The 21356-nt window shown below is 58.1% G+C and carries 18 protein-coding genes; 6 read left to right on the top strand and 12 right to left on the bottom strand.

Annotation, left to right across the window (positions count from 1 at the left end):
* The 3 genes from B2A78_RS25975 to epsL all read left to right on the top strand — a co-directional run.
* Positions 1 to 282, top strand: a 282-nt coding sequence (locus tag B2A78_RS25975; protein ID WP_168175354.1) for a hypothetical protein, incomplete at its 5' end; no start/stop codon positions are given.
* Between the two features lie 10 nt (positions 283 to 292).
* Positions 293 to 1498: a glycosyltransferase gene (locus B2A78_RS05580; RefSeq protein ID WP_077728916.1), complete on the top strand. Its 1206-nt coding sequence runs from the start codon at positions 293 to 295 to the stop codon at positions 1496 to 1498.
* A gap of 148 nt (positions 1499 to 1646) precedes the next feature.
* Positions 1647 to 2861 (top strand): XrtB/PEP-CTERM-associated polysaccharide biosynthesis outer membrane protein EpsL, encoded by a 1215-nt coding sequence (gene epsL / locus B2A78_RS05575; protein ID WP_077728915.1) that lies wholly within the window; start codon positions 1647 to 1649, stop codon positions 2859 to 2861.
* Positions 2862 to 2993: 132 nt separating this feature from the next.
* On the opposite strand, the gene B2A78_RS26850 is transcribed toward epsL, so the two are convergent.
* On the bottom strand, positions 2994 to 3116 hold the full coding sequence (locus B2A78_RS26850; RefSeq protein ID WP_276205341.1) for a hypothetical protein: 123 nt from the start codon (positions 3114 to 3116) through the stop codon (positions 2994 to 2996).
* Here B2A78_RS26850 and B2A78_RS26845 point away from each other — a divergent pair.
* Complete coding sequence (locus B2A78_RS26845; protein WP_077728914.1) at positions 3116 to 4072, top strand: isochorismatase family protein; 957 nt, start codon at positions 3116 to 3118, stop codon at positions 4070 to 4072. The genes B2A78_RS26850 and B2A78_RS26845 overlap by 1 nt on opposite strands.
* Before the next feature lie 371 nt (positions 4073 to 4443).
* Here B2A78_RS26845 and B2A78_RS05565 read toward each other — a convergent pair whose 3' ends face one another.
* The gene (locus tag B2A78_RS05565) at positions 4444 to 5424 is read right to left on the bottom strand and encodes a hypothetical protein (protein WP_077728913.1); all 981 of its coding nucleotides are present in this window, start codon (positions 5422 to 5424) and stop codon (positions 4444 to 4446) included.
* A 449-nt stretch (positions 5425 to 5873) separates the two neighbouring features.
* Here B2A78_RS05565 and B2A78_RS05560 point away from each other — a divergent pair, with 449 nt between their 5' ends.
* Complete coding sequence (locus B2A78_RS05560; RefSeq protein WP_077728912.1) at positions 5874 to 6686, top strand: hypothetical protein; 813 nt, start codon at positions 5874 to 5876, stop codon at positions 6684 to 6686.
* A gap of 908 nt (positions 6687 to 7594) precedes the next feature.
* Here the strand turns inward: B2A78_RS05560 and B2A78_RS05550 are convergent.
* The 5 genes from B2A78_RS05550 to B2A78_RS05530 all read right to left on the bottom strand — a co-directional run bounded on the left by B2A78_RS05550 (position 7595) and on the right by B2A78_RS05530 (position 12485).
* Positions 7595 to 8128 carry a hypothetical protein gene (locus B2A78_RS05550; RefSeq protein ID WP_077728911.1) on the bottom strand — a complete coding sequence of 178 codons (534 nt, stop codon included), beginning with the start codon at positions 8126 to 8128 and terminating at the stop codon, positions 7595 to 7597.
* Positions 8129 to 8904: 776 nt separating this feature from the next.
* Positions 8905 to 10143, bottom strand: coding sequence for a hypothetical protein (locus B2A78_RS05545; RefSeq protein WP_143735078.1), 1239 nt, complete (start codon positions 10141 to 10143; stop codon positions 8905 to 8907).
* An 11-nt stretch (positions 10144 to 10154) separates the two neighbouring features.
* The gene (locus B2A78_RS05540) at positions 10155 to 10772 is read right to left on the bottom strand and encodes an ATP-binding cassette domain-containing protein (RefSeq protein ID WP_156880452.1); all 618 of its coding nucleotides are present in this window, start codon (positions 10770 to 10772) and stop codon (positions 10155 to 10157) included.
* 631 nt (positions 10773 to 11403) lie between these two features.
* The gene (locus tag B2A78_RS05535) at positions 11404 to 12276 is read right to left on the bottom strand and encodes an EcsC family protein (protein WP_077728908.1); all 873 of its coding nucleotides are present in this window, start codon (positions 12274 to 12276) and stop codon (positions 11404 to 11406) included.
* Between the two features lie 11 nt (positions 12277 to 12287).
* Positions 12288 to 12485, bottom strand: coding sequence for a hypothetical protein (locus B2A78_RS05530; protein WP_077728907.1), 198 nt, complete (start codon positions 12483 to 12485; stop codon positions 12288 to 12290).
* Positions 12486 to 13762: 1277 nt separating this feature from the next.
* Here B2A78_RS05530 and B2A78_RS05520 point away from each other — a divergent pair.
* Complete coding sequence (locus B2A78_RS05520) at positions 13763 to 14488, top strand: serine protease (protein ID WP_077728905.1); 726 nt, start codon at positions 13763 to 13765, stop codon at positions 14486 to 14488.
* A 496-nt stretch (positions 14489 to 14984) separates the two neighbouring features.
* Here B2A78_RS05520 and B2A78_RS05515 read toward each other — a convergent pair whose 3' ends face one another.
* The 5 genes from B2A78_RS05515 to B2A78_RS05495 form a co-directional block, all read right to left on the bottom strand.
* Positions 14985 to 16163, bottom strand: a complete 1179-nt coding sequence (locus B2A78_RS05515) for a YncE family protein (RefSeq protein ID WP_077728904.1) — start codon at positions 16161 to 16163, stop codon at positions 14985 to 14987.
* A gap of 407 nt (positions 16164 to 16570) precedes the next feature.
* Positions 16571 to 17164 (bottom strand): TetR/AcrR family transcriptional regulator, encoded by a 594-nt coding sequence (locus tag B2A78_RS05510; RefSeq protein ID WP_077728903.1) that lies wholly within the window; start codon positions 17162 to 17164, stop codon positions 16571 to 16573.
* Positions 17165 to 18338: 1174 nt separating this feature from the next.
* Complete coding sequence (locus B2A78_RS05505) at positions 18339 to 19349, bottom strand: tetratricopeptide repeat protein (RefSeq protein WP_077728902.1); 1011 nt, start codon at positions 19347 to 19349, stop codon at positions 18339 to 18341.
* 6 nt (positions 19350 to 19355) lie between these two features.
* Positions 19356 to 20027, bottom strand: coding sequence for a tail fiber protein (locus B2A78_RS05500; protein WP_240502412.1), 672 nt, complete (start codon positions 20025 to 20027; stop codon positions 19356 to 19358).
* Between the two features lie 25 nt (positions 20028 to 20052).
* A complete protein-coding gene (locus B2A78_RS05495) occupies positions 20053 to 20934 on the bottom strand; it encodes a PEP-CTERM sorting domain-containing protein (protein WP_168175353.1) in 882 nt (293 codons plus the stop codon).
* Positions 20935 to 21356 lie beyond the last annotated feature (422 nt).

Below are 21356 nucleotides of genomic sequence, written 5' to 3'. Positions count from 1 at the left end.
CCGAATGCGACGGCCTTCCGCCACTGGAAGGACTGGACCGCCTATGCGGCGGCGGGCACTTGGAGCGGCACGCTCGACTGCGCCGGCCGCCGGTTTGCCCTGGCGATCGCCGGCGCCGAGCTGCAGCGGGTGTTTGTGGGCACCGTCCCCGATTCCGCCGCGCCGTACACCCGCCGGGGCATCTACCTCGAAGCCATGGCAACGGAGACGAAATTCAAGCTGGTGTTCCACCCGCTAGCTTCGCCACAGGCATCCGTACACAAAGCGCGCAGAGCAAGATAAGGACCAACCGATGCGCATCACGATGATCTGTAACGAGCTGCCTTTCCCTCCCGGACATGGTGGTCTGGTCGACGTGTGGCGCCGGCTCTGCGCCATGAAATCGGCGGGCGTCCGCGTCCAACTCGTCTGCTGGGGCGGCGGAGCCGCCGGCGCGCTGCGACCGGAACATCTCGACAAGGTGCGGGAGGTCGTGGAGGATCTGTACGTCTTTCCGTTTGAACGAACCTGGCGTTCGCGCATCAAGCGAACTGTCCACCTGTGGCGGCTGCCTTGGCGAGTGGCCTCCCGTAGCTTGAGGCCCGCCGAGTTTCGTTCCCTGCTGGAGGCGCAGCGCGCATTCGACAGCCAGGCAATCTGGCTGGACGCCGTCTATGGTGGCGAGGTGGCGCGCGGTCTGGCGCACGAGCTGAAACTGCCGTTGTTCTACCGCTCTCACAACATCGAACATCGGTACACACTACATCAGGCCAGAATCGCCCGAACGGCGCGAGAACGGTTTCAGTGGACACTCAGCCTGTTCAACCTGCGCCGTTACGAGCACGGAATTCTCAGGGAGAGTTCCGCGTTCTTCGATATCTCCGTCGATGACCTTAGATATTGGGAGAAGCTCGGGTTTACGTCCGGATATTGGCTGCCGCCGCTGGTGGACGAATCTTTTGCGGGACGCCTCAGTGCGCCGCGGGAAGGTCCCCCCCGATTCGACGTCGGCTATCTCGGAAACCTGTTCATGCCCAATAACGTCCAGGGCTTGGTTTGGTTTCTGGAGAAGGTGGCGCCGCGGCTTCTCGATGCACGGCCCGGCCTGCGCCTGTTCATCGCCGGCAGCCAGCCTTCGGATCAGATACGAGCGGCGCTCGCTGCGCGCCCCGAAGTCACACTGATCGAAAATCCGCCAGACGCCGTCTCGATATTGCGCGACGCGCAGATCTTGATCAACCCTGTCTTTGCGGGTAGCGGAGTCAATATCAAGTCCGTCGAAATGCTTTTTTCCCCCGCCGAATTGATCAGTACGCCTCAGGGCTTGGCTGGACTTCCGGATGAGGTCAAGAATTGCTTCCGAGTCAGCAAAGATGAATCCGGATTCGCGTCCGCGATCCTCGACGGCCTGAGCTCTGCGGCCGCAGGCCGTATCGCAGACTCGGAGAGCCGCGCGGCGGCGCGGTCTTATTTTCGTGCAAAGCGGATCGATGACATTTTGCCGGTCCTCTTTCGCTAAAGGCGTGCCGTTGTGTATAGCCATAACACGATCGGGCTAGTCGCTATCGGAATTCGGCGGTACGGAAAGTCTCGCCGCATAGGCTGATACAAAAGGTTTGCGCAAGCATTTGAAAGCGCTACGTTCAAGACGCAAGCATCAGCGGTTCATGTATAAGCCCAAAGCGGAAACTATTATTTCCCTCGCGTTTTTGGTGTGGACGGAAGCCTCTTTCGGCGTCGCCGATCCTACTGACACTTTTCAGCCTTATTTATCGGAGACGCTGACCTACGATGACAATCTTTTCCGTCGCCCGAGTCAGATCAATCCGAATGCACCGATAGACGAATCGGAACGCTGGGACTTGATCAACCGGCTTTCCGCGGGGCTCAGAACCTATATTCCGGTGAGCCGGCAGGAGTTTCAGCTCGAGGGAAAGGTCGACGACAATCGTTACGCCAACCACGATGAGCTTAACCATGTATCGTCCCTGGCAAAAGGGACATGGAAATGGCAAGCGGGAACTTCCTTCGGCGGAATACTCGGCTATGGCTACAGGCAGTATTTGGGAGGTTTTACCAACACGGGGTTTTTCGGAAGGGATCTCATCACGGACAATACGGCCTTGGTCGATGTTAATTACAAGTTCAATCCACGATGGAGATTGAACGGACAATACCGGTGGCTGAACAGCGAGCATGAGGCGCCCCAGCGTAGGTTTCTGGATCTGACCAGCGATACCGGCATCATCGGGCTGCACTATAAATCTCCCGACGAGAATGCGATCGGCATTCAGTACACACACACGGATGCCAGCCTGCCGAATCGGGAGCGGGTTTTGTCCGCGCTGATCGATAACCGCTACCAGGAACATGAATTCAGTGCACTCTACAAATGGCAGATTACCGGAAAATCGCTGGTAGAGGGACGCATCGGCTATCGCATCCGCAATCATAAGCAATTTTCACAACGGGATTATCAAGGCGAGGCATGGCGGCTCAATTATCAATGGACACCGACAGGAAAAACCGTGATTACCTTGTCGGGTTGGGGAGATTTGTTGAACAGAACCTCGGATATCGCGGCCAGCTATGTCGTCACTAAAGGCGTGAGCGTCAGCCCCACGTGGTCGGTAACGCCAAAGATCGACTTGCAAGCGAAATTTAGCTGGGAAGAGTGGCAGTACGCCGGCGACCCGAAATTACGCATCGATGCGAAGACTGACGAAGACACGATCCTAACCGGCCGATTATCGGTTTCCTACGACTTTGCCGATCACGGCCAGCTGAATATCGTCTACGAGAAAGGACACCGTAGCTCCAGCCGGGTGTTTGCCGACTACGAATACAACACGGTCTTTGCAAACGCCATTCTGAAGTTTTGATCGTCCGCGCCAAATACCGGCAACGGAGCTGGCCCTGTCCGAACACCACGTCGTCCGGCGATTCGGTCGAGGGTAACGGACGATGTCCCGCGACCCCGACCCGATTGCCATCGAGAAATCGCTCGATGACCGTTATTCGTGCGCCAAAGGCTTATCCGTGAACAAGTAATCGCGGAGCTCCTTGGAAAAGGTGGGGTCCTTGCAGGCATCGACCCGCTGGTTGTACCAGTCGACGGCTTCCAGTTCTTCCTTCAATGATTCGATGGCCCGTGCATATCCAGGGTTTCGTTCGACAAATCCGATGTGGGTATTTCCTGGATTTCTACGATCCCGCACAGCCGCCCATTCAGGAGCTTCTGGACCGCTGCGCCCGCCTGATCGCTGCGGCCCGAAAGGCCGGCATTCCGGTGTTCTACACCGCGCAGCCCGGCGGGCAGGCGCCAGAGGACCGTGCCTTGCTGAACGATTTCTGGGGCGACGGCATTCCCGACCGGCCCGAATCGACGCGCGTTGTGGACGCGGTCGCGCCCCAGCCCGGCGACACCGTGCCGACCAAATGGCGCTACAGCGCGTTCAAGCGCTCCGACCTGGAAGCGCGGCTGCGCGGAACGGGCCGCGACCAGTTGCTGATCTACGGAGTGTACGCCCACATCGGCTGCCTGATGACCGCGGCGGAAGCCTTCATGCTCGACATCCAGCCTTTTCTGATCGGCGACGCACTCGCCGATTTCTCGCGCGAGGATCACGAGCAGGCGCTACGCTACGCCGCTGGCCGTTGCGCGCGGGTTTGCGGAACCAACGACGCCCTTCGAGCCGCCGAGCCGGTTCGGCCCTTGCCGCGCAAACACCCGGACTCTCGCGGCCGGGCCGGTGGAAGACCTGGCGGCGGGCTTCATGGCCCGCGCCGATGCGATCGTCCTCGAGCTCCACGGCCGTCCGGAAAACTACGACGACGTGACCCTTCGGGTCCACTGGCAGCAAATCGCCGCCTTCCTCGCGCGGGCACTGGACCGACCCAGGGCGCCGGTCGTCGACTTGGCAGCTTGAATTCTGGGCTTTACAAAAAAGGCTTGGCGAACATCGTTAGCGCCTTCGGTTCGAGTGAATTGCTTCAGCCATTTGTAGGTCGGCAATCCTTTGCCGACGAAAACGCGCGGCCGGGACATGGCGTCGGGAAAGGATTCCCGACCTACAGGATGCTACGGTCGTAAGTCGGCAACCCGTTGCTCCAGTTGCATCGTCGGGAATGGATTCCCACCCTTAATGGGCTTGGCATCGGCAACATCGACGCCGGCCTACTCCCGCCCAACTCGCTAAACGGCGCTCGACTCCGGATACGGGGGAAGCGGCTGTCTGCAGTCGCGGAAAATCTTGGGCGCGCCTATCTGCCGATAGATGTTGTTAATTGTGAATCAGGCCCGTCGATCCCTTCCTGGCACTTCGGGCCGAGGCCAAGGCCGGTACACGGCCGGCCTTGACTGACGCGGCTTGCCGCCGAGTGGGGCATCCCCACCCCGAATTAACCCGGCTCATGTTTGTTTATAGGCCGGGGTAATAGTACTCATGCGGGCGTGTAGCCCTCTCATTGCAGGACCACTGGTGAAGCCAAGCCGTACACTATTAGCTGGAACAATTCGTTCGATGTCGATACGCCGTCGCGGCGGGTGGTGAGCAAGGTGTGTCCAGCTGAGTCGCGGTAGATTCCCACATTGAACCCGCTCGAGGTTTGAAGCGCATAGGTGCAGTTGCCCTGATCGATGATCCGGAATTTCTCCCAGGCTAGGACTTGTGTCGCATCGGTGTGGAAGATGGTCGATGTGGTACTGATGCATGCGCCTGGAAAGCCCGGGTCGCAGTCGATATATTTTTGCACGAGTCCCCCACCACCGAGGGCGGTAACGAAGGTCACGCCATTGGAAGTCTGCAGAGCATGAGAGCCGTCGCTTTGTCGGATGAATTTAAATCTCGACTCCGGTTCTGCCCGTCCGACTATTATTATGTCCCCTTGCGATGACCGGCCTCCTGGCAACTCGGCGGACAGAAATGTGCCGTCCGCGGTCAGAATGCCATACTCGAATCCCGATCCCACGTCGCCGCACTTGACGATCCGAAATTTTTCCCAATTTTGAATCTGCGTCGCATCGGTATGAAAGGCATCTGCGGATTTGCCGCCAGCTCCGACTGCCGTGACATAAAACCCCTTTATCGTATTGATCGCATAAAAACTGGGCGCGAAGTTGCCGACACTCAGATCCAGCAGTCGAAACCGCTCCCAGTCTAGGGCTTGCGTGGCGTCGGTATGAAAAGCGCCACCCGTCAAGCCCCCTCCGTTCAGCGCAGTCAAATAATAGCCGCGGGACGTCTGAATGCTCTTGTCATGAGGCGTGTCGGGGTAAGTCACGGCAAACGTGAACTTTTCCCAGGGCCCGGCTGTCGTCGCGGTCGTCAGGAGGACAGGTTCGGCTATTCTTCCTCCCCCATCGAGCGCGGTCACATAAAAGCCTTTGTAAGTCCGCAGCGCGAATTCGCCCGGCCACGGCAATAAGGCAGTGAGACTCTGCATTGGGGCAATCCCGCCCTCCTGGACTTCACCAGAGGCCGGCTGGCCTTGACCCTGTTCGACAACGCTAGACGATGTTAGAGGATCGGATGGCGATGCTGACGCATCCGCGGCGTGGCCCGCCAGGCTCATGAGAAAACAAGCGATGGGCCGGAGTGATGGCAATCGATGTGTTCGCATGCTACACCTCTCAGATTGCTCCCCTAAAGAACAGGACATTCAGGAAGCGGCTTCGCCATTGCGAATTTGATGTAAGAATCGGGCTTGCTATAGTGACAGACTAACGCAGGTGCTGCGGACGAATCATTGATATATTTAGATGCCGAGGATGAAGGCCAGCGTAGCCCGGATGGAGCTTTACGGAATCCGGGACGAGTGGTGCATCGAGTCTCCCGGATTCCACTGCGCTCCATCCGGGCTACTTGCTAATGCATCGGAGCGGAATAAACAAATTGCAGGCAAAGCCACAGAAGCCCTGCAACGAATTGCCAAAGGGAGCGAATTTAACGCCCGGAGGGTTGCGAATTTTGGCGTCAAAATCGATAACCCAAAGCCAAAAGACGACGCACGACAATCCCATCAACTCGGACGGTAAAAAGCGCCGCTCCTTCGTCGCGCCACTTTTTGCTGCCGGTTATGAGCGGCGTTATGCATCGCAGTTCACAAGAGGCAACATGAAACGTAACGGCATTCTGTTCAGCTTTTTCGTCGGGCTCATGAGTTCTGGTTGCGCCAGCACGACCATGCAAACCTATCACGCAGGCGGGGACAAAGCAGTTTGCGGTAAACGGGGAGTCTCGCTCGGGCACGTTGCCATTTTGCCGGAAATGGCATGGCGGAATGATCAAAAGGAGCCTGAGAAACGTGAACAAATGGCATTGGAAGAGATTGAGCGGGCGTTCCGGGAAATTCCCTGTGGAAGTATTGCAGCTCCTGGCGGCATCAGGCAGGTTTCAGACTGGTCCGGCAGGCCGGAGTCGGAGTTGGTGTCGAAGTTTTCCGAGGAAGGCGTTGATACCGTCATTTTGGTGCGCATCGAAGAGTTGACCCCGCGGATATTTGTTACGTACTCACTTCCGTTCTTGTGGGCTGGTTCGAGCGAAGCGGACTTTCGCATCAGGACTCTCTCTGTACAATCGGGATCTGTACTTGCGGATATGCGCGTTAAACGATCTACCGGAGGGCCTTTCAATCTCAGGCCCGCTGAGTGGGCCGGAACTGAACTCAATGCCGCACTGAGGGCAATTATCGAGGAGAAAAAATAGAGTGCCGCGACAGATCTTGAAACCATCGCTGATCGTCTGTTTGCTAGCAAGTCCTGCTATCGCATGGGCGATGTTCAAGCCGATACGGGTCTTGGCGCCCGAATGGGCGGGCGATATCTCTTGTGTCAGCTCCAGGATCTGTATCGATAATGCATTGCGGTATCGGGAAGCATCCGAATTGTACGAGGGAGCTCTACGTTTCGTCGCCTCGGCTGTTGGTCCATTTCAACACAATCCACGCGTTGTATTCTGTTCTACGGAGGATTGCTTCCGGTCTTTTGGGTTCATAAAGGCTTCCGCAAGCACCGTCGGGAACTTTGGAATAGTCATCAGTCCGAGAGGTTGGACACCATATTACGTGCGCCATGAGATGGTCCACCACCTTCAGGCAGAGCAGCTTGGTGCTCTCACACTATGGCTTGGCCCGGAATGGTTCATCGAAGGCATGGCGTACTCCCTCAGCAAAGATCCACGCCGGCCGCTTTCGGAACCCTGGCAGCAACATCGGGCCGAGTTTGAGGGTTGGTATCAGAAGGTGGGGAAGGAACGTTTGTGGGAGGAGGCGCGAAAGCTATGAACCCGCATAACACGTCGGTCAACCGGACCCTCCGCCGCGATGCGACTCCGCGCCGGTTACCTCCACGTTAAGCCTTAACCCCATGAAAATCCTGTCGAAGATCTATCGGATCTGACTCAAGCAGCCATTCGAGAACGGCAGACATTCGTTAGGTCGAATGGCCGCTCAGGCCGAAAACCGGCTGCCGTGGCCACCCTGCTCGATTCCGCTTTCTTGCCCTTGTGAATCTCGCCCCTTCCCCCGAGTGCGAGCGGCCCATGCGTAATCGTTATCGATTTTGAGGGTTGCTCGTCGGGCGGCCGTCAATGCAAGACCAGCATACCGAATTCAGCTATCGGCCCTCGCACGATATGGGTTGCAGTTGCGTATCCAGCGGAGCCTGAGAGATAGGCGCATCAATTTGCCCGTTACTGAAGGGGGTGAATATCTGATAACCGGTTATTGGCCCAGCAAGGGTTTTGGGGTCAAGCCTGAGCGCATAATCAAAACTGAACACGCCATTTTTGCTGATATCCTCCCTGTTGCCATAGCTGGTCCCCACCAAGCTGATCTGAAGTTGGTCGCCGCCAGGTAGCTGATCGTTGGGCGGGGCAATCGTGGCCGAGCCCGTCAATTGGTTGGCATACTGAATCGGGGGGTTGGTGGCCTTGAACCCCAGCTCCAGCGCATCGACATGGACAATTTGACCGGGTTTATCACTGAGCGCCTGTTGCATTTTGATTTTCAGCGTTCTATCCCAACCACCGGGTATGACATCGCCGATTTGAAAGCAGCGAGTGTCGGCTGAAACGATAGTTCGCGCTTCAACCTGACTCGACAGTACAGCAAGAATGGATAGTGAAGTTGCGGTGAGTAGGTTTTTCATAAGGAACTCCATGAGTTTCTAAAGGGACTACCATGTACCGAGACCGAGCATTATTAACCCGGCCTATAAATATAGGCCGGGTTAATCCGGGGCAGGAATGCCCCGGCGCGGCGACAAGCCGCGTGAGCCCAGGCCGGGCGTGTACCGGCCTGGGCGGCGGCCCGTAAATACCAGGAGGGTATTTACGGGCCTGATTAATAACTGAACAACTGCGGCTCACTGAGCAGTAGCTGCCCGTATGAATTACTCTCCTTCTGAATCGCTCACTGCGGGCTTTCACACATCACCCGTCTAATTCGACGATAGCGGCACGAATAAATTCAGCCTCCATGTTTTCTTAAATCGTGGAGATCATAGGGTTCGTAGCCCATTGGAGGGTCGGTCACGTAGTCATTTCTCTGCTGGCCCCCTCCGCTCCACTATCGTATGCAGACCTTGGATACACGGTGCCACAGTCCCTATCGGGTACGGAATGGCCTTTCGGCGAAACTGAAAGCCAACATATACCCGAATGCCAGCTGACAGACCGCACCACTGGCAGTAGCCGGCCAATTGGAGCCTGTTAGGCTGATCCCGATATCTGTTCAGTATTCGGCCATACCCACCGTTCGTCGTTATTTAACAATTTCGTTCGAACGGCTGCTTTATGGAGTGTCTTCGAACTGGCGATCGATCCGGTCGACTGCCTTTGCGGTAAGACCGTAGAGGGCCGTGCGGTCTTCGAGAATCTCGATATGAAGGTCTTCCAGCCCGTATCAGGTCCCGAACCGATGCTCCTAATGAAACATGACCACCCGCCATGCCGCCAGCCAAAACGCCGCTGCGGTGACCAACTTGGGCCAGAACCGCGTTGCGTCGATAGTCGAGTAAAGAGCGAGCGTCACGGCGACTGCCGTGCTTCCCAAGGGTAGTATCAGGAAGGCGTAGGAACCTGCGAGCGGGTAAAGCTTGGCGACAGGCAGGAACGCGAGCAGACAGAACGCCGCTACCAATACCAGCAGGTCGGCCACGAACGTGGCGGCTGTTCCTATCCCCAACGATGCCAGCAGGGGGCGCATGGGCGCGCGCTCGGCACGCAGGGTCAACGCCAGTCCAGCCACCTGGAATATCAGCGGAACGAATCCCGCCAGCAGCAGGCCTACCGCCACCTGCGGTTGAAATCCGACAGCCTCCCAGCCGGTCCCGAACCAGCCAAGAATACCCGCATAAGCCAGCAGCGCCACTCGCGCCGGCAACTGGCTCCATTGCATCAATGCCAGCGCGTCCATGGCCGCAAGGTTTACCACAGGGTGTAGATGCTGGCCGATTCTGCTTCCGATCCGCCAAGATCCGGTCTTCATCACTCCCGTCAGGCGCCTGCGCAAGCGGAAGGCCGCGATCGGTCCCCCCGTGAGCAGGACAAAGGCAAATTCGCGTGCCCCGTCGACGCACAAAGCCAGCATGGCGATCAGCGCACTTGCAGCGACCAGCAATGCGGCCCACGATCCACGCAGTACGAGTTGCTGCACGATGGGCCATTGGGTACCGAGGGCCAAGGCCAGCAGTCCATGCTCCAGACCGCCACTGCGGGCGGGTCCGAGCAGAGTGATCCCGTAGGCGGCGAAGGGCAATAGCAGGGGGAGATCGGCAATTAGCAGCAGCGTCAGGTCGAGCCCGGTCTCGAAGCGAGATAGCCCCGGCAGCGTGCGCAGATATCGCCAGGGCGCGCCTCCTCGCAAGGCATCGGCTTGCACGGCCGCCCAGGCGATGGCCAGCAGTGACAGGGTCAGCCAGGCGGTCAGCGCGTAAGCCGGACTGCCGCCTTCCACAATCTTGCGTACCGGCGTCCCGACGGCGTCGATTTGTGCGGCAAGTGGCGTGGCGGCTGGCGAAACGACTAAAAGTGCGAAGAGCACAGATTGCCAGCGGCGGAGCAAAAGCTTCAGGGTCGCGTCGGCGTAATGGCGCAAGCGCCAGCCGAGCAGGCGGAAAAACAGGCGCGATCGGGACACTTCCAACGGTGGATGGCGAGACACGTGACAGCCTCTCAAGTCAATGTCACGGTGTTTTCAGGCCGTATGCCGAAGGCCGCATGCCGCGAGGTCTCGTGGCAAGACATCAGGATCAGCCGCGTCTTGGCCAGGCGCCGGAGCGTCGCCTGCAAGGCCGCAAGCGAGGCGGCGTCGAGCGCGTTGCTGGGCTCGTCCAAGATGAGGACATCCGCCTCCGCGGCGACAGTGCCAAGCAACAGAAACTTCCTTGCCGTACCCAACGACATGTGGCCGAAGTTCGTCTTCAAATACGCGTGTAGCCGAAACGATTCGGTCAGCTGATCCAAGGTCTCAGTATCCCAGCCGCCCCGAACAGAACCGACGAAGGCCAGCCACTCCTCACCAGTCAGAAAGGGGAAGACCGGACAATCCGCCGGGCAATAAGCCAAGCAACGGAGGGCGCGGGCCGGTCGGGCGCTCAGGCTCACGCCGCGGATCCAAACTTCACCGGCATCGGGAACCAGGGCGCCCGCGAGCATGCCGAGGAGAGTCGATTTACCCACGCCGTTCGCACCCGCGATCAGATGAACGCCCGGCTTGGGCCATTCGTACGACCAGCCGTCTATGACCGGCCGACCGGAGTATCGCTTGGAGAGTTCGACTGCTGTCAGCACGTTGTCGTATATCCTGTGAGCAAGTGGCACCACCTATTTCGCAGCGACCGGAGGCGATGTCGCCGGTAGTATGCTGGCGAAAGGATAAAAGATGCGGAATTCAATGCGCAATGAAGCCCAGATAGCACAGACTAAATTGAGGCATGGACAGGTATGTAACAGTGTGGCGGCGGTCGATAACTTGACTTGCTTGCGACAGTCCGCTTCGGTCACGGACTACTCCCCCGCCTCTGAAGAAAGCAGCATTCCTGAACGGCGGATTTTGGTCAGACCGGATGACCGGAACGGCCGAAAACTGGTCCTCGTGAGCACCGAGAGTGAATAACCCAAACGGGCATACAACGGAAGATCGACAGGTTCCGATGATACTCGGCGAAAAAACGGTTGCCGTTACCTTGATCGCCGGATCGGATACCGCAGGCGGGCTTGCGATTTGACCCTGTTCAGGTGCACCTAACGTGGTCCCGGTAGAACGAATTCAGTAGGTCCCAAAACCCTTCGACTCCGCTCAGGACAGGCCCTTCGACAGGCTCAGGGCGAACGGCTTACCGGGATAGGCTCTGCCAAAAGACCGGAAAGTGGGCGCGAGAAGGAATGCTTGACCATTTTCCGAGAATCGTCCTCATTGGCATCATGCGGACCGCGCCATCATGGCCGGCGGGTCTGCCCGGCGCTCATGCCGAACCGATTTCAGCTTCCGATACTCGGCCTCGATGTAATGCCTCCCGTAGCGGCGTTCCAGCCGGCGCATGACGAAATGGCTGCGGGCCATGCTCTGAAAATGCCGGACGAACAAGTCGTTGATGAAGGCGCCGCCGACCGCGCCGGCGAAGGGCAGCATTTCCGCGGCGGCTTTCTCCGACAGTATCAGTCCGAAACGCTCGGATACGATGACTATCATGCGGCTGATGGCCGGCGCTCCGTTCCGGCTCAAGCCCTGTTCGGCGATGTGGCGTGACGCCTGTTTGACGGCGGCTTCGAGAGCCAGGCGCAAACCGTAATAACCGGTATCGGCGGCATCATCGGCCTTCGAGCGTCCCCCCAGAGCGAAAACTTCGAGACAGGCCAGACGGGTTTCCGGCCGGTTCAAATCCTCGCCTTCGCTGCGGGCGATTTCGGCGATGGCCGCGAGCATGATCAACGTGGTGAGCGGCAGTTCCACCAGCAATGCGGAACCGCCGAACAATCCGCCAATCGCGCCCGTGCTCCGCGCCATGCGACGGTAGAAGCGTTCGCTGCGAGGCTGCCCCTGCCCGAGGCGGGTGACCGCGGCTTCCAGAAGCCGGCCGATGCCCGCCTGCAAGTGTCCGGAGAAGCGACGATGCCAGCGCGGCGGTATCAGCTTGAGCCCCTTGTCGACGGGAGTGCCGACGGCGTGGGCCAGATGGGCGGCAAAGCTGGGATATTCGAGCTGGCGGAAAGCGTCTCGCAGTCGGCGACGGTCCTCATCCGCCAGTTCGATGACGCCCGCTCCGGGCGAAGATGAGTCGTGTTCAAGCTTCATTGTCGTGTCACCTAGAAGTTCTTGAAAATACCTACCGGCGGTTTCGGCTGCGGCTCGCCCGGCTTGCGCATCCTTGTTTCGCCGTCGATGAGTTCGAAGCCCGTGTCTCGGATATGGACGGGGTGAGGACGGTCCGGACCAATCGCCGGACTTGTTCGCTGAACGTGGTGTATGACGGCGGCGCCGAAGTCCGTGCCGGTCTGCTGCATTGGCTCGGCTCTCTACCGCCGAACGCCTTCCAGCACGGATGCGTCCGCCCAAGTCGCCCCTACTCCGCTCATCGTTTCGTCCATGGCGCTCCTCTCGCCGCCCTTGCTACTTCGTATTGATTGTTTGCTTGCTCCTCACGGACTACGGTCGATGATCTCGTCTTGATTTGCAGTACGGGACGACAATACCGGACGAACGTGTCGAAATCGGGCGAGTGCTGCGTTCAGCGTAGTGCACAACATTCGGAAAGTGGACGGCCGGAAATGCACCGTGACGGGGCCGACATTGACATGGAACACGGCGCAGCTCCGGCAGTACTCGACCGAGCAGACTTCGCTCCGGGCCAAGGTTTCGGTATTACAAGCTTTTCGTTGCACGGGTCTCTCCTTAAGTTATGGAACGCACGGGCGTTCATGTGTAAAAGCGGGCGCAAATCTCGATCTCTATCGCAATGGCCCCGGCTCTGGCCAAAGTTGGTCGTGTCCCGGACATTTGCGGGCGATCACGCTCGACCATTCCCCCAAGCCCTCACCTTCGCTCGGAACACGTCGGTCGAACGGTTTCCGAGGTCTGCCGGGACCGGCACTCAACTGGGCGAATCGGTCATGGGTGGCGGTCGGCCAACCCGCACGTTTCGATGGGCGTGACATCCATGCAGACAGAACCGCAGGAATAAGCCCTGTATCGTGGTTTTGGATTGGTGATCGAGACAGGAAAAATCGGTCGCACAAAGGCTCCCTGTTTCAATGAGCTCAGAGAGCTTGTCGACGCTGATTCGAAGCATGACGCTGTCTTTCTCGTTCAACGGGGGAGTTATGGAACCCATGATGACGCATCCTCCATGATACGAATGATAATGATTCTCATTATTTGGTCAAGCATTCCTTCGTCACCCCCGCTTCCCGTCTTTTGGTGAAGCCGGCATAGCCCGGATGGAGCTTTGCGGAATCCGGGACGATCGGTGCCTCGAGTCTCCCGGATTCCACTGCGTTTCATCCGGGCTACTTGCTGGTGCGCCTCCGGCGAGGGAGTGGCAGCTTGCCGGCATATGCCGAAGCGCGTAACGATGTCGCAGCCCACATTCAGTGAAACGCAACGCCGGAACAGCGCAGCCACGATCGTCCCCTGTTCGGAGCCAAATCACGCGATTTCCGCGTCGCCGTCACGGGAACCGTTGGCGATATAAAGGCAAAGGAAACCGTATAAACTTCCGGTACGCTCGAACGTTCGAAACAGAAAGGCTCCCTTCGGAGTACTGGGAAACAGGAAGAAACCCATGCGCCAGATCACATTAATCGTTACCGTGCTCGGACCTTGGATGTTAAACATCGCCTGGGCGGCAGAAGTGAATCACACGCTTGCGCTCAGCGTCGTTCAGGTCCAGGCCTATCCAAGGGACGGCAGGGCTTTTGTCGGCTCCGGTGTCGTCGTCGATTACGATCGCGTGGCGACCAACTGCCATGTCACGCGGCACGCCGATTCGATCGTCGTCGGGAAAGGCGCTTTACGCTATCGCGCAGCCAGCCAGCGCGCCGATTTGAAACACGATCTGTGCATTCTTGAAGCGCCGGGAATGTCGCTACCGGTTGCGAGTCTGGGCACCACATCGGTACTTTCCGTCGGCGAAACGATCTATATGTACGGTTATCCCCGAGCTATCGGCATCGCTTTCGCCGAGGGCCGTGTCGAACGCTTGCATCCCTATGACGGCAGCTTGGTCATCGAAACCACCGCGGGTTTCGTCCAGGGCGCGAGCGGCAGCGGGATATTCGACCAGGACGGCCGCCTGGTCGGTCTCGCCACATTCTTCTCCGCGGGCGGCAAGACCGGACACTATGCCATTCCCGCGGACTGGATCCCGGGTCTCATGGCCTCAGACCCCCAGCCGATCAGGCCCTTGTCCGGTTTGCTGTTTTGGGAAGACACCTCCGCGCTCCCGGATTTTCTGAAAAGAAACGGCGACCGGTCCGCTGCGCCGAGCTCGCCTCCGCAATCCCGCTGAAGGCGAATCAGGCGCGCCCATGGTTTGCGGCCTTGACGGTCGATCTCTTCCTCCGCAGGTGAATGGGGGCAGTTCTCGAATTCCGGCATGTGTCGGCGCGCGAGGACTGCTCCCCGATGTCCCTCCTCTCCTCGCCTACCCGTATGGAACGGGGAGAACCCACGGCTCTCCCCGGTTAAACCTCATTCGGATGTCCGCGTCTGCTTAGAGCGTTTTCATCGCGCTCGTATGGCAAAACCGGCTTGGCGGACGTCGTTGGCGCCTTCGGCTCGGATGAATTGAGTCAAGCATTTGTAGGTCGGCAATCCTTTGCCGACGAACCCGTTGGCCCAACTGCACTGTCGGGAAGGGCGGCTTCGGCGCTCCCGGAGACACCGTTTGCGATTGGAAGGGATTCCCGACCTACTCGCGAGTGCCCGTACAGTAGATATGAAAATGCTCTTGCGGTCATATTCCCCGGAATAGGCCATCCGCAAAGGGTTGCGTCGTATTCGTCTCAGTGATCGCTCTTATACCAACTCGGCATCGCGATGATGCAGTTCGGCGTTAGGCCAGCCTTCTTGAGGACATCGACCGTCGCGACCACCTTGTTCTGGTGCAAGTCGATAACGCTCACCGAACCGTCGTCCATCTCCGGCAAATTGATGAAGCTGTTCTGAACGATGGCGTAGCGATGATCGGGCGAGAGCACGAAGTGGTGCGCGCCGCCGGCAGTCGGGATCGTCGACAGCAGTTTTGGCTTATAAGGATCGGCGATGTCGAAAATGTTGAAAGCGCCGGGCTTGGCTGTAGTGATATAGAGGCGGTCGACTTCCTCGTTGAAGCCCATTTCCAGCGGGAGACTTTGGCCGGTTTCCGCGAAGTCAAATACCCTCTGAAATCTGAAGTCCTCGGTCTCCGAACGCCAGGTCGCAGTCCACAAGGCTCCGCCATTCATATTGTTTATGTAGGCTATCTGGGGCTTGCGATGGGGGATGAAGGCAATTTCGACCGGCGCTTCCCCGGAAGGCGAGGGTTTATACGAAAGCTTGTGGGTCGAAAGAATTTTCCGGGTAGACGCTTGTATGACGGAGACCGTCTCGCCGGCACCGTTCAGATCATTGGGGTTGACCGTGCTTGTCACGAAGATGCGGTCGAGCTCGTCATTGAGCATGACGCCGTGGGGATACTTTATGAACTTGTCGCTAGCTCCGTCGTTCCCGATCGTTGCAATCGGCTTATCCGACCGGGCATCGCCAACGATGACGTTGTTGGACCCCATGCAGCTGAGATACCAGTGCTTGCGATCGTCCGAGAACGTTATGTCCTCTCCCACCTTGCAATCCGGGACGGCTACGACGGTCTTTTCTTCGGGGAATTTCGAGAGGTCGTAAACATAGAGCTCGGTATGCCCGAGGGACGTGACATATGCCTTGGTCACGTCTTTGTTGTAATAGATGTGATGCGCCACGAAATCCGGGGGCAAGGGCGTATCTTTGACAATCTGGTTGAATGTGGGCGAGTTCGGGTCCACATCGATGACCGCAATACCCTCTCTGCGATTCGGCTGCCCAACCTTGCTTTCATAGTTGAGCATGGCGAGCAGTTCAGCGCTTGCCGTGGCCGGTACCAAGACGCTCAGGGCGCTCAAACTCAATGCTCGTAAAGAGGCGCGGGTGAAGCGATGGCATTTCATGCTTTTTTCTCCTGTGAATTTTTCATCATGTGTTCGGCTGGGAATTGCTTGCGAATGATGTGTTCGTCTCCGAGCCGATCTTAGTAGGCCGTTCGCCCTGAGCCTGTCGAAGGGCCTGTCCTGAGCCGAGTCGAAGGGTTTTGTGACCTCCTGGGATAGGCTCTAAGGCGATGCAGACGCCATGGACCGTGTCGCCGGTCAATGGCTTCGGGCCCGTCACGGATCGGGGCCGAGATTTCGGATGACGGAGCGGGATTTCTTCGACATCGATCGACTCTCGTCGGGTAAACGTTTTCGGGCTCTGCGCATTTCTCTTTTGATCAGTCAATAAAGCATCTCGGTTCTCCTTTCTCTCAGTCTCGACACGAAAACAAGATGACCGGTCGTTTTTTCAACGGGCAAAAAAATCAGGCTTTGAAGTAATCGTCGAGAAGAAACTCGAAGACCTGCGTTAGAGGCTGAACCGAACGCTCGATTTTCATGCGAAGCAAAGCGCCCTGCCAGAGATTGAGCACCAGGTCGGCCATGAACGTGGCTGTCAGGTCCTTTCGGAAGCTTCCTTCCGCTTGCCCGCGAGCGATACCTTCTTTCAGTTTGTCGCGATAACGGTGGACGGCGTCGCGCAGCGAGGTAGAACAAAGATCGCTCGTTTCGCCTATCTCTCCGATGAGGTTGCCGAGCAGACACCCGCCTTTGAAGTCTCTGCGCTCGGTCTCCTCCATGAGTTCTTTGAAATAGGCTTTCAGCGCCGCCTCCGCACTGACATTCCTGCGATTGAGGTGTCCGTCGAGTTGCTTGATGAACGGCTCGATGTAGTGCTGGACCACCTCTGCACTGAAGGCTTCCTTGCTGGCAAAGTGGTTGTAGAAAGACCCCTTCGGCATGCCGACGCTTTCGACGATTTCCTGGATTCCCGTGCCATGGTAGCCCTGCTCCATAAGAAGCATGACGCCATGGTCGAGCAGCTTTTCTCGGACTTCGGCGGAATCTCGTTTTCTCATGGGGCATGAACAATATGACCGGTCGTCTTATTTGTCAATGGGGCTTCTTGAGGAATTTTGTCGTCTGTCGGCAAGTTTGCAGGCTTGATTTGCTTACGATGATCAGAAGCAAGCGGCAGCATTAGAGCGTTTTCATCGCGCTCGTACGGCAAAACAGGCTTGGCGAAAGTCGTTGGCGCCTTCGGCTCGGGTAAATGGATTCAAGCATTCGTAGGTCAGCAATCCTTTCCCAATCGCAAACGGTCGCTTTAGTCGCGACCCTTCCGACGAAGACGCTCGGCCGGGACGTGGCGTCGGGAAGAGGGGCTTCGGCGCTCCCGAAGACGCCGTTTGCGATTGGGAGGGATTCCCGACCTACAGGGTGCTACAGTCGTAGGTCGGCAATCCTTTGCCGACGAACCCGTTGGCCCAACGGCACCGTCGGGAAGGGCGGCTTCGGAGCTCCAATCGCAAACGGCCTGGCCGGGAGCGCCGGCCACGCCCTTCCCGAAGACGCCGTTTGCGATTGGAAGGGGCCGATTAAAGGCCCGTTTGCGATTGGGAAGGGATTCCCGACCTACGCGCGAGTGCCCGTACAATAGGTATGAAAATGCTCTAAGTACATTCAGGGGAGCCTTGCGGCATAGGCAACCTGCAGGACAACCCCGCCAATCAAGCCAATCAGTCGAGATTCCGCAAATATTTGCGGAATGTACTTAGCCCAAAATTCGCCTGGCAATGGCTGTAACCGGAAAACGACTAGCAACGCGTTATGGTTAACAAAGGCGAGAGCGTGCTCAGGACGTGCACTTGGCGCGCGGAATTCTCGTTGTGGGCGCTTCCCGCTCGGATTGACTGATTCCACCAGCAATGAGCCGCACTTTCCGCCACGCACTTCGTACAGATCAACGGCAGGAATTCGGCGAGGCTGTGTGAAAACTCACGAGCGAACCGACTCGAGATGGAATTCACTCCATTCATCCGTCACTAACAAGCAAATTCTGAATCGATAACTCCACGTCGGCAGGAACGTTAGGCAAAACTCGGCGGAACCTCTCCACCCGATTTTCAATTTTTGCGTTTTCACACAGCCTCCGGCCTGAACGGTCATTCGCCTTCGCCGATACCGGCCATTTCTGAACGACTGCTTTACCCTCGGGCGACTCAAGGAGGATATAGACAAAAAGAGCGATCCTCACGGGGGAGGAAAGGCGGCAAAGTGGCGGGCTAATCTCTCGTCAAGTTCGGGCTTCCATGTCTCCGGCATAACGGCGTTCACTTGCTCCAGCATCTCGGAAGCGCGTCGCACTTCTTCAGGACCAGGCGCCCGCCGGAGGGTGGCGGAAAGCCACGTATACGCCTTGGCGAGAAATTCGGGAGCCAAATTGCCGGTGGCGGGGTCGCGAGGCGCCGTGAAATATAATTCTGCGGTTGGGAAATAAGCCGGGCCGTAACCGTGTGAGGCCGCCGATTCGAACCAGTAGCGGGCTTTCTCCGGACTTTTTGGCTGCTGGCCGCCGGCGAGTTCGATCATTCCGAGCCGATATTGAGCTTCCCCATAGCCCCGTTGCGCCGCCTGCTCAAGCCAGGCCCTTCCCTTGGCGGAATCTTGCACGGCCGGGTCGCTCTCCAGGTAAAGCAAGGCGGTCGCGTACATCGCCTTGACGATACCTCGAGCCGCGACTTGTTCGCACAACGCGACGCCCTTGGCCGGGTCCTTGGGCACACCGGTGCCGCGAAGGTATAGCTCTGCCAACGCGCAGTGGGAAATCCAGTGCCCGCCCTGGGCAGCATCCTCGTAGAGGACGGCCGCGCGGGCCGGGTCGGTCGGACCGTTAACGCCTTTCACCAAGCAGTCGCCCAGGAAATGCTGGGCGGTTGGCAGCCTGGCCTTGGCCGCGCGCTCATACCAGCGGCACGCCTCTGCGGCGTCCTTGGGGCGGCCCCAGCCAAGATCGTAAAACAGCGCTAGGGTGAACTGAGCCAGGGGGTTGTTTTTCTTTTCGGCGTGTCGCCGATATTCCGCATATGCCCTTGAATAATCCTGCCGGGCCAACAATTCCTGGGCCTTTTTCAGTTGGGCCGACCAGTCTTCGGCCGCCGCGAGAGAAACGGATGTCGAAACGGCCAACCACCCGGCCACAAAGCAAAGACCCCGGCGAACCGGGGTTTTTGCAAGCACCTTGAAAACGAATCGCCTGTCCATCGGACGTCAGTTGCGCGAAGGAAAAAGACCTTCAAGGGCAACGATGCAGTTGAGCACCAGATAGGGCGGCATGATCTGGACCGGCTGGCTTCCGCCGCTTGTGCCGATGGTAGTTGTCGCGGATGCCGTACCCCCGACGGAATTCGCCGCCATGTCGACATCCGGCGCGGCCGTGTTGTAGGTGTTATTACGGCCGGTCGACGACAGAGCATTCCCTGCCGGGTTGGGGGTGGCGGCCTGGCCGGTGTTTGCCCGGATTTTCAACCCGGACGTATCAACTGTCGTTGTTGCGGGGTGGCTGTGCGCAGGCATCTGGCCGACGTTTAGAGTCACCGCTTCCGAACCTCCATTTTCACCGAGAATGCGGTTGGATAATCCTGGCCCCTGGCCCATATGCATGGGAACTCGTCCCCGCAAATCGGGAAGGGCGAAAGTGGTCTGGCCATTGCCGCCGTAAGTGGTGCCCAACAGCGCAAACAACGCTGAATTCTGGGCGATGGACAGGAGTTGTCCATCGCAAGTGGCCCAACCCCGTGGCGCGTAGTTGAAACCGACAAAGTCGATGGAGCCGAGATAGTCCTCGGATCCTGCCGCCGAAGCCGAAATGGCGGTCGACAGCATGCCGCCGAACAGGATGACTCTCAATACCGAGCGAATTCTGTTGTGCAGAGTGTTCATCGTTGGTTCTCGCAGGATTGAGTGTCTAATCTGCTTTGATGGATCGGCGTGTCGCCCGCAGTCCCATTAAGCCTGCTCCGATCAGCCAGAACGTGGCGGGTTCGGGAACGGCCGGCGGCGTGGTTTGGTTCACCACGCTGCTGACAAAGAGCCGGCTCTCGACGGTGGCGCTATAAGTGCCATCGAACAGAGCCAGAAACATATTGTTCTCTCCGGTCAGATTTATTATGGCGCCCGGGCTGAGAAGGAAATCGAGCAATACGGTGCCGCTGTCCGACAAGGACGCACCGAAGGTGCCCAATGGCCCGAAAGGTGTATCCACTGTGGTCCCGTCGTTCGAGCCGCCGGCTGAGTCGCCGAAAAAAGTGTCGGAAATCAGATCGCTGAAGAAGATTTCCGTCACGCCATCATTCAGAAAGATGTCCCCTTCGATGCCCACGTCGTCTCCATTGGCATCGACCTGATTGGTAAATTGGAGGCCGAGGGTGATCTGGAAGGTATCGGTCGCCGAGGCATTGCTCAGGGTAACGCCGTAATTTCCGAAAAAGTCTGAGGATCCGGAGCCGCCAGCGGAGTTGCCGGTGCCGGTGAAGCTGATGCCGACGCTGTCATTGATATCGGTCAGGGCGCCGCCCAAGGGCAGGGTTCCGGTGAGATTGAGACCGCTGTCCACGGTCGAGGTCGTCAGGGAGCCTCCGATCACCTGGGAAAAAGTCCCGGTTTGGGTGGATCCCGCCGGCGCGGAAGAACTGAGACCGTCCAAGTCGACCGTGGCCGTGATGGAAATGTTGGGATCGAACGGTACGGCCGACGCCTCCCCGCTCAGGAACAGCGCGACGGAGCAAGCCAGCACGATAAATCTGGGCAAGGTTGCCGCCGGGAATCGCATGACGGAATGCTGGAACATGTCCTTATTCTCCTCTGGATTGGTAAAGAACAACCGGAATGGCCGACCTTCGAGCGCAGCAATATTCGCGCCGATCATCTCAAGAGCACGTCCATCAGGAAGAATTATCTTCACAACCAATTAGTTACGTTCATTCCGTCCTCGCTAATCCTACGCCCGCCCACGCCAACGGGGATGAAACCGTAAAAATTCCTGACACTGTTACTATGACATTCCCCTCCCAGCGCTCCGTTTCGCCTAATCCCTAGGGACCACAGAAGCAGAAAGTTGAGAGAAAACTCGATTATTACCGTTATTGCGTTGGTACCCCCAATCAGGTGTAAGAAAATCTGACACTGACCCGCCCTCGGGCCGCATACCCGAACCTTTCGGCGGCTATTTCCTGGATTAAGGAAATGTCGGCGCTCGAATGGGCCGTCGAC

Origin of the sequence: Methylocaldum sp. 14B (assembly GCF_002005105.1) — a bacterium.
GTDB lineage: Bacteria > Pseudomonadota > Gammaproteobacteria > Methylococcales > Methylococcaceae > Methylocaldum.
This window is presented reverse-complemented; position numbering and strand designations above follow the sequence as displayed.

Coding starts and splice junctions, on each gene's coding strand:
- B2A78_RS05580 (WP_077728916.1), top strand. CDS start 293: ATGCGCATCACGATGATCTGTAACGAGCTGCCTTTCCCTCCCGGACAT.
- epsL (WP_077728915.1), top strand. CDS start 1,647: ATGTATAAGCCCAAAGCGGAAACTATTATTTCCCTCGCGTTTTTGGTG.
- B2A78_RS26845 (WP_077728914.1), top strand. CDS start 3,116: ATGATTCGATGGCCCGTGCATATCCAGGGTTTCGTTCGACAAATCCGA.
- B2A78_RS05565 (WP_077728913.1), bottom strand. CDS start 5,424: ATGCAGAGTCTCACTGCCTTATTGCCGTGGCCGGGCGAATTCGCGCTG.
- B2A78_RS05550 (WP_077728911.1), bottom strand. CDS start 8,128: ATGAAAAACCTACTCACCGCAACTTCACTATCCATTCTTGCTGTACTG.
- B2A78_RS05535 (WP_077728908.1), bottom strand. CDS start 12,276: ATGAAGCTTGAACACGACTCATCTTCGCCCGGAGCGGGCGTCATCGAA.
- B2A78_RS05530 (WP_077728907.1), bottom strand. CDS start 12,485: ATGCAGCAGACCGGCACGGACTTCGGCGCCGCCGTCATACACCACGTT.
- B2A78_RS05520 (WP_077728905.1), top strand. CDS start 13,763: ATGCGCCAGATCACATTAATCGTTACCGTGCTCGGACCTTGGATGTTA.
- B2A78_RS05515 (WP_077728904.1), bottom strand. CDS start 16,163: ATGAAATGCCATCGCTTCACCCGCGCCTCTTTACGAGCATTGAGTTTG.
- B2A78_RS05510 (WP_077728903.1), bottom strand. CDS start 17,164: ATGAGAAAACGAGATTCCGCCGAAGTCCGAGAAAAGCTGCTCGACCAT.
- B2A78_RS05505 (WP_077728902.1), bottom strand. CDS start 19,349: ATGGACAGGCGATTCGTTTTCAAGGTGCTTGCAAAAACCCCGGTTCGC.
- B2A78_RS05500 (WP_240502412.1), bottom strand. CDS start 20,027: ATGAACACTCTGCACAACAGAATTCGCTCGGTATTGAGAGTCATCCTG.
- B2A78_RS05495 (WP_168175353.1), bottom strand. CDS start 20,934: ATGTTCCAGCATTCCGTCATGCGATTCCCGGCGGCAACCTTGCCCAGA.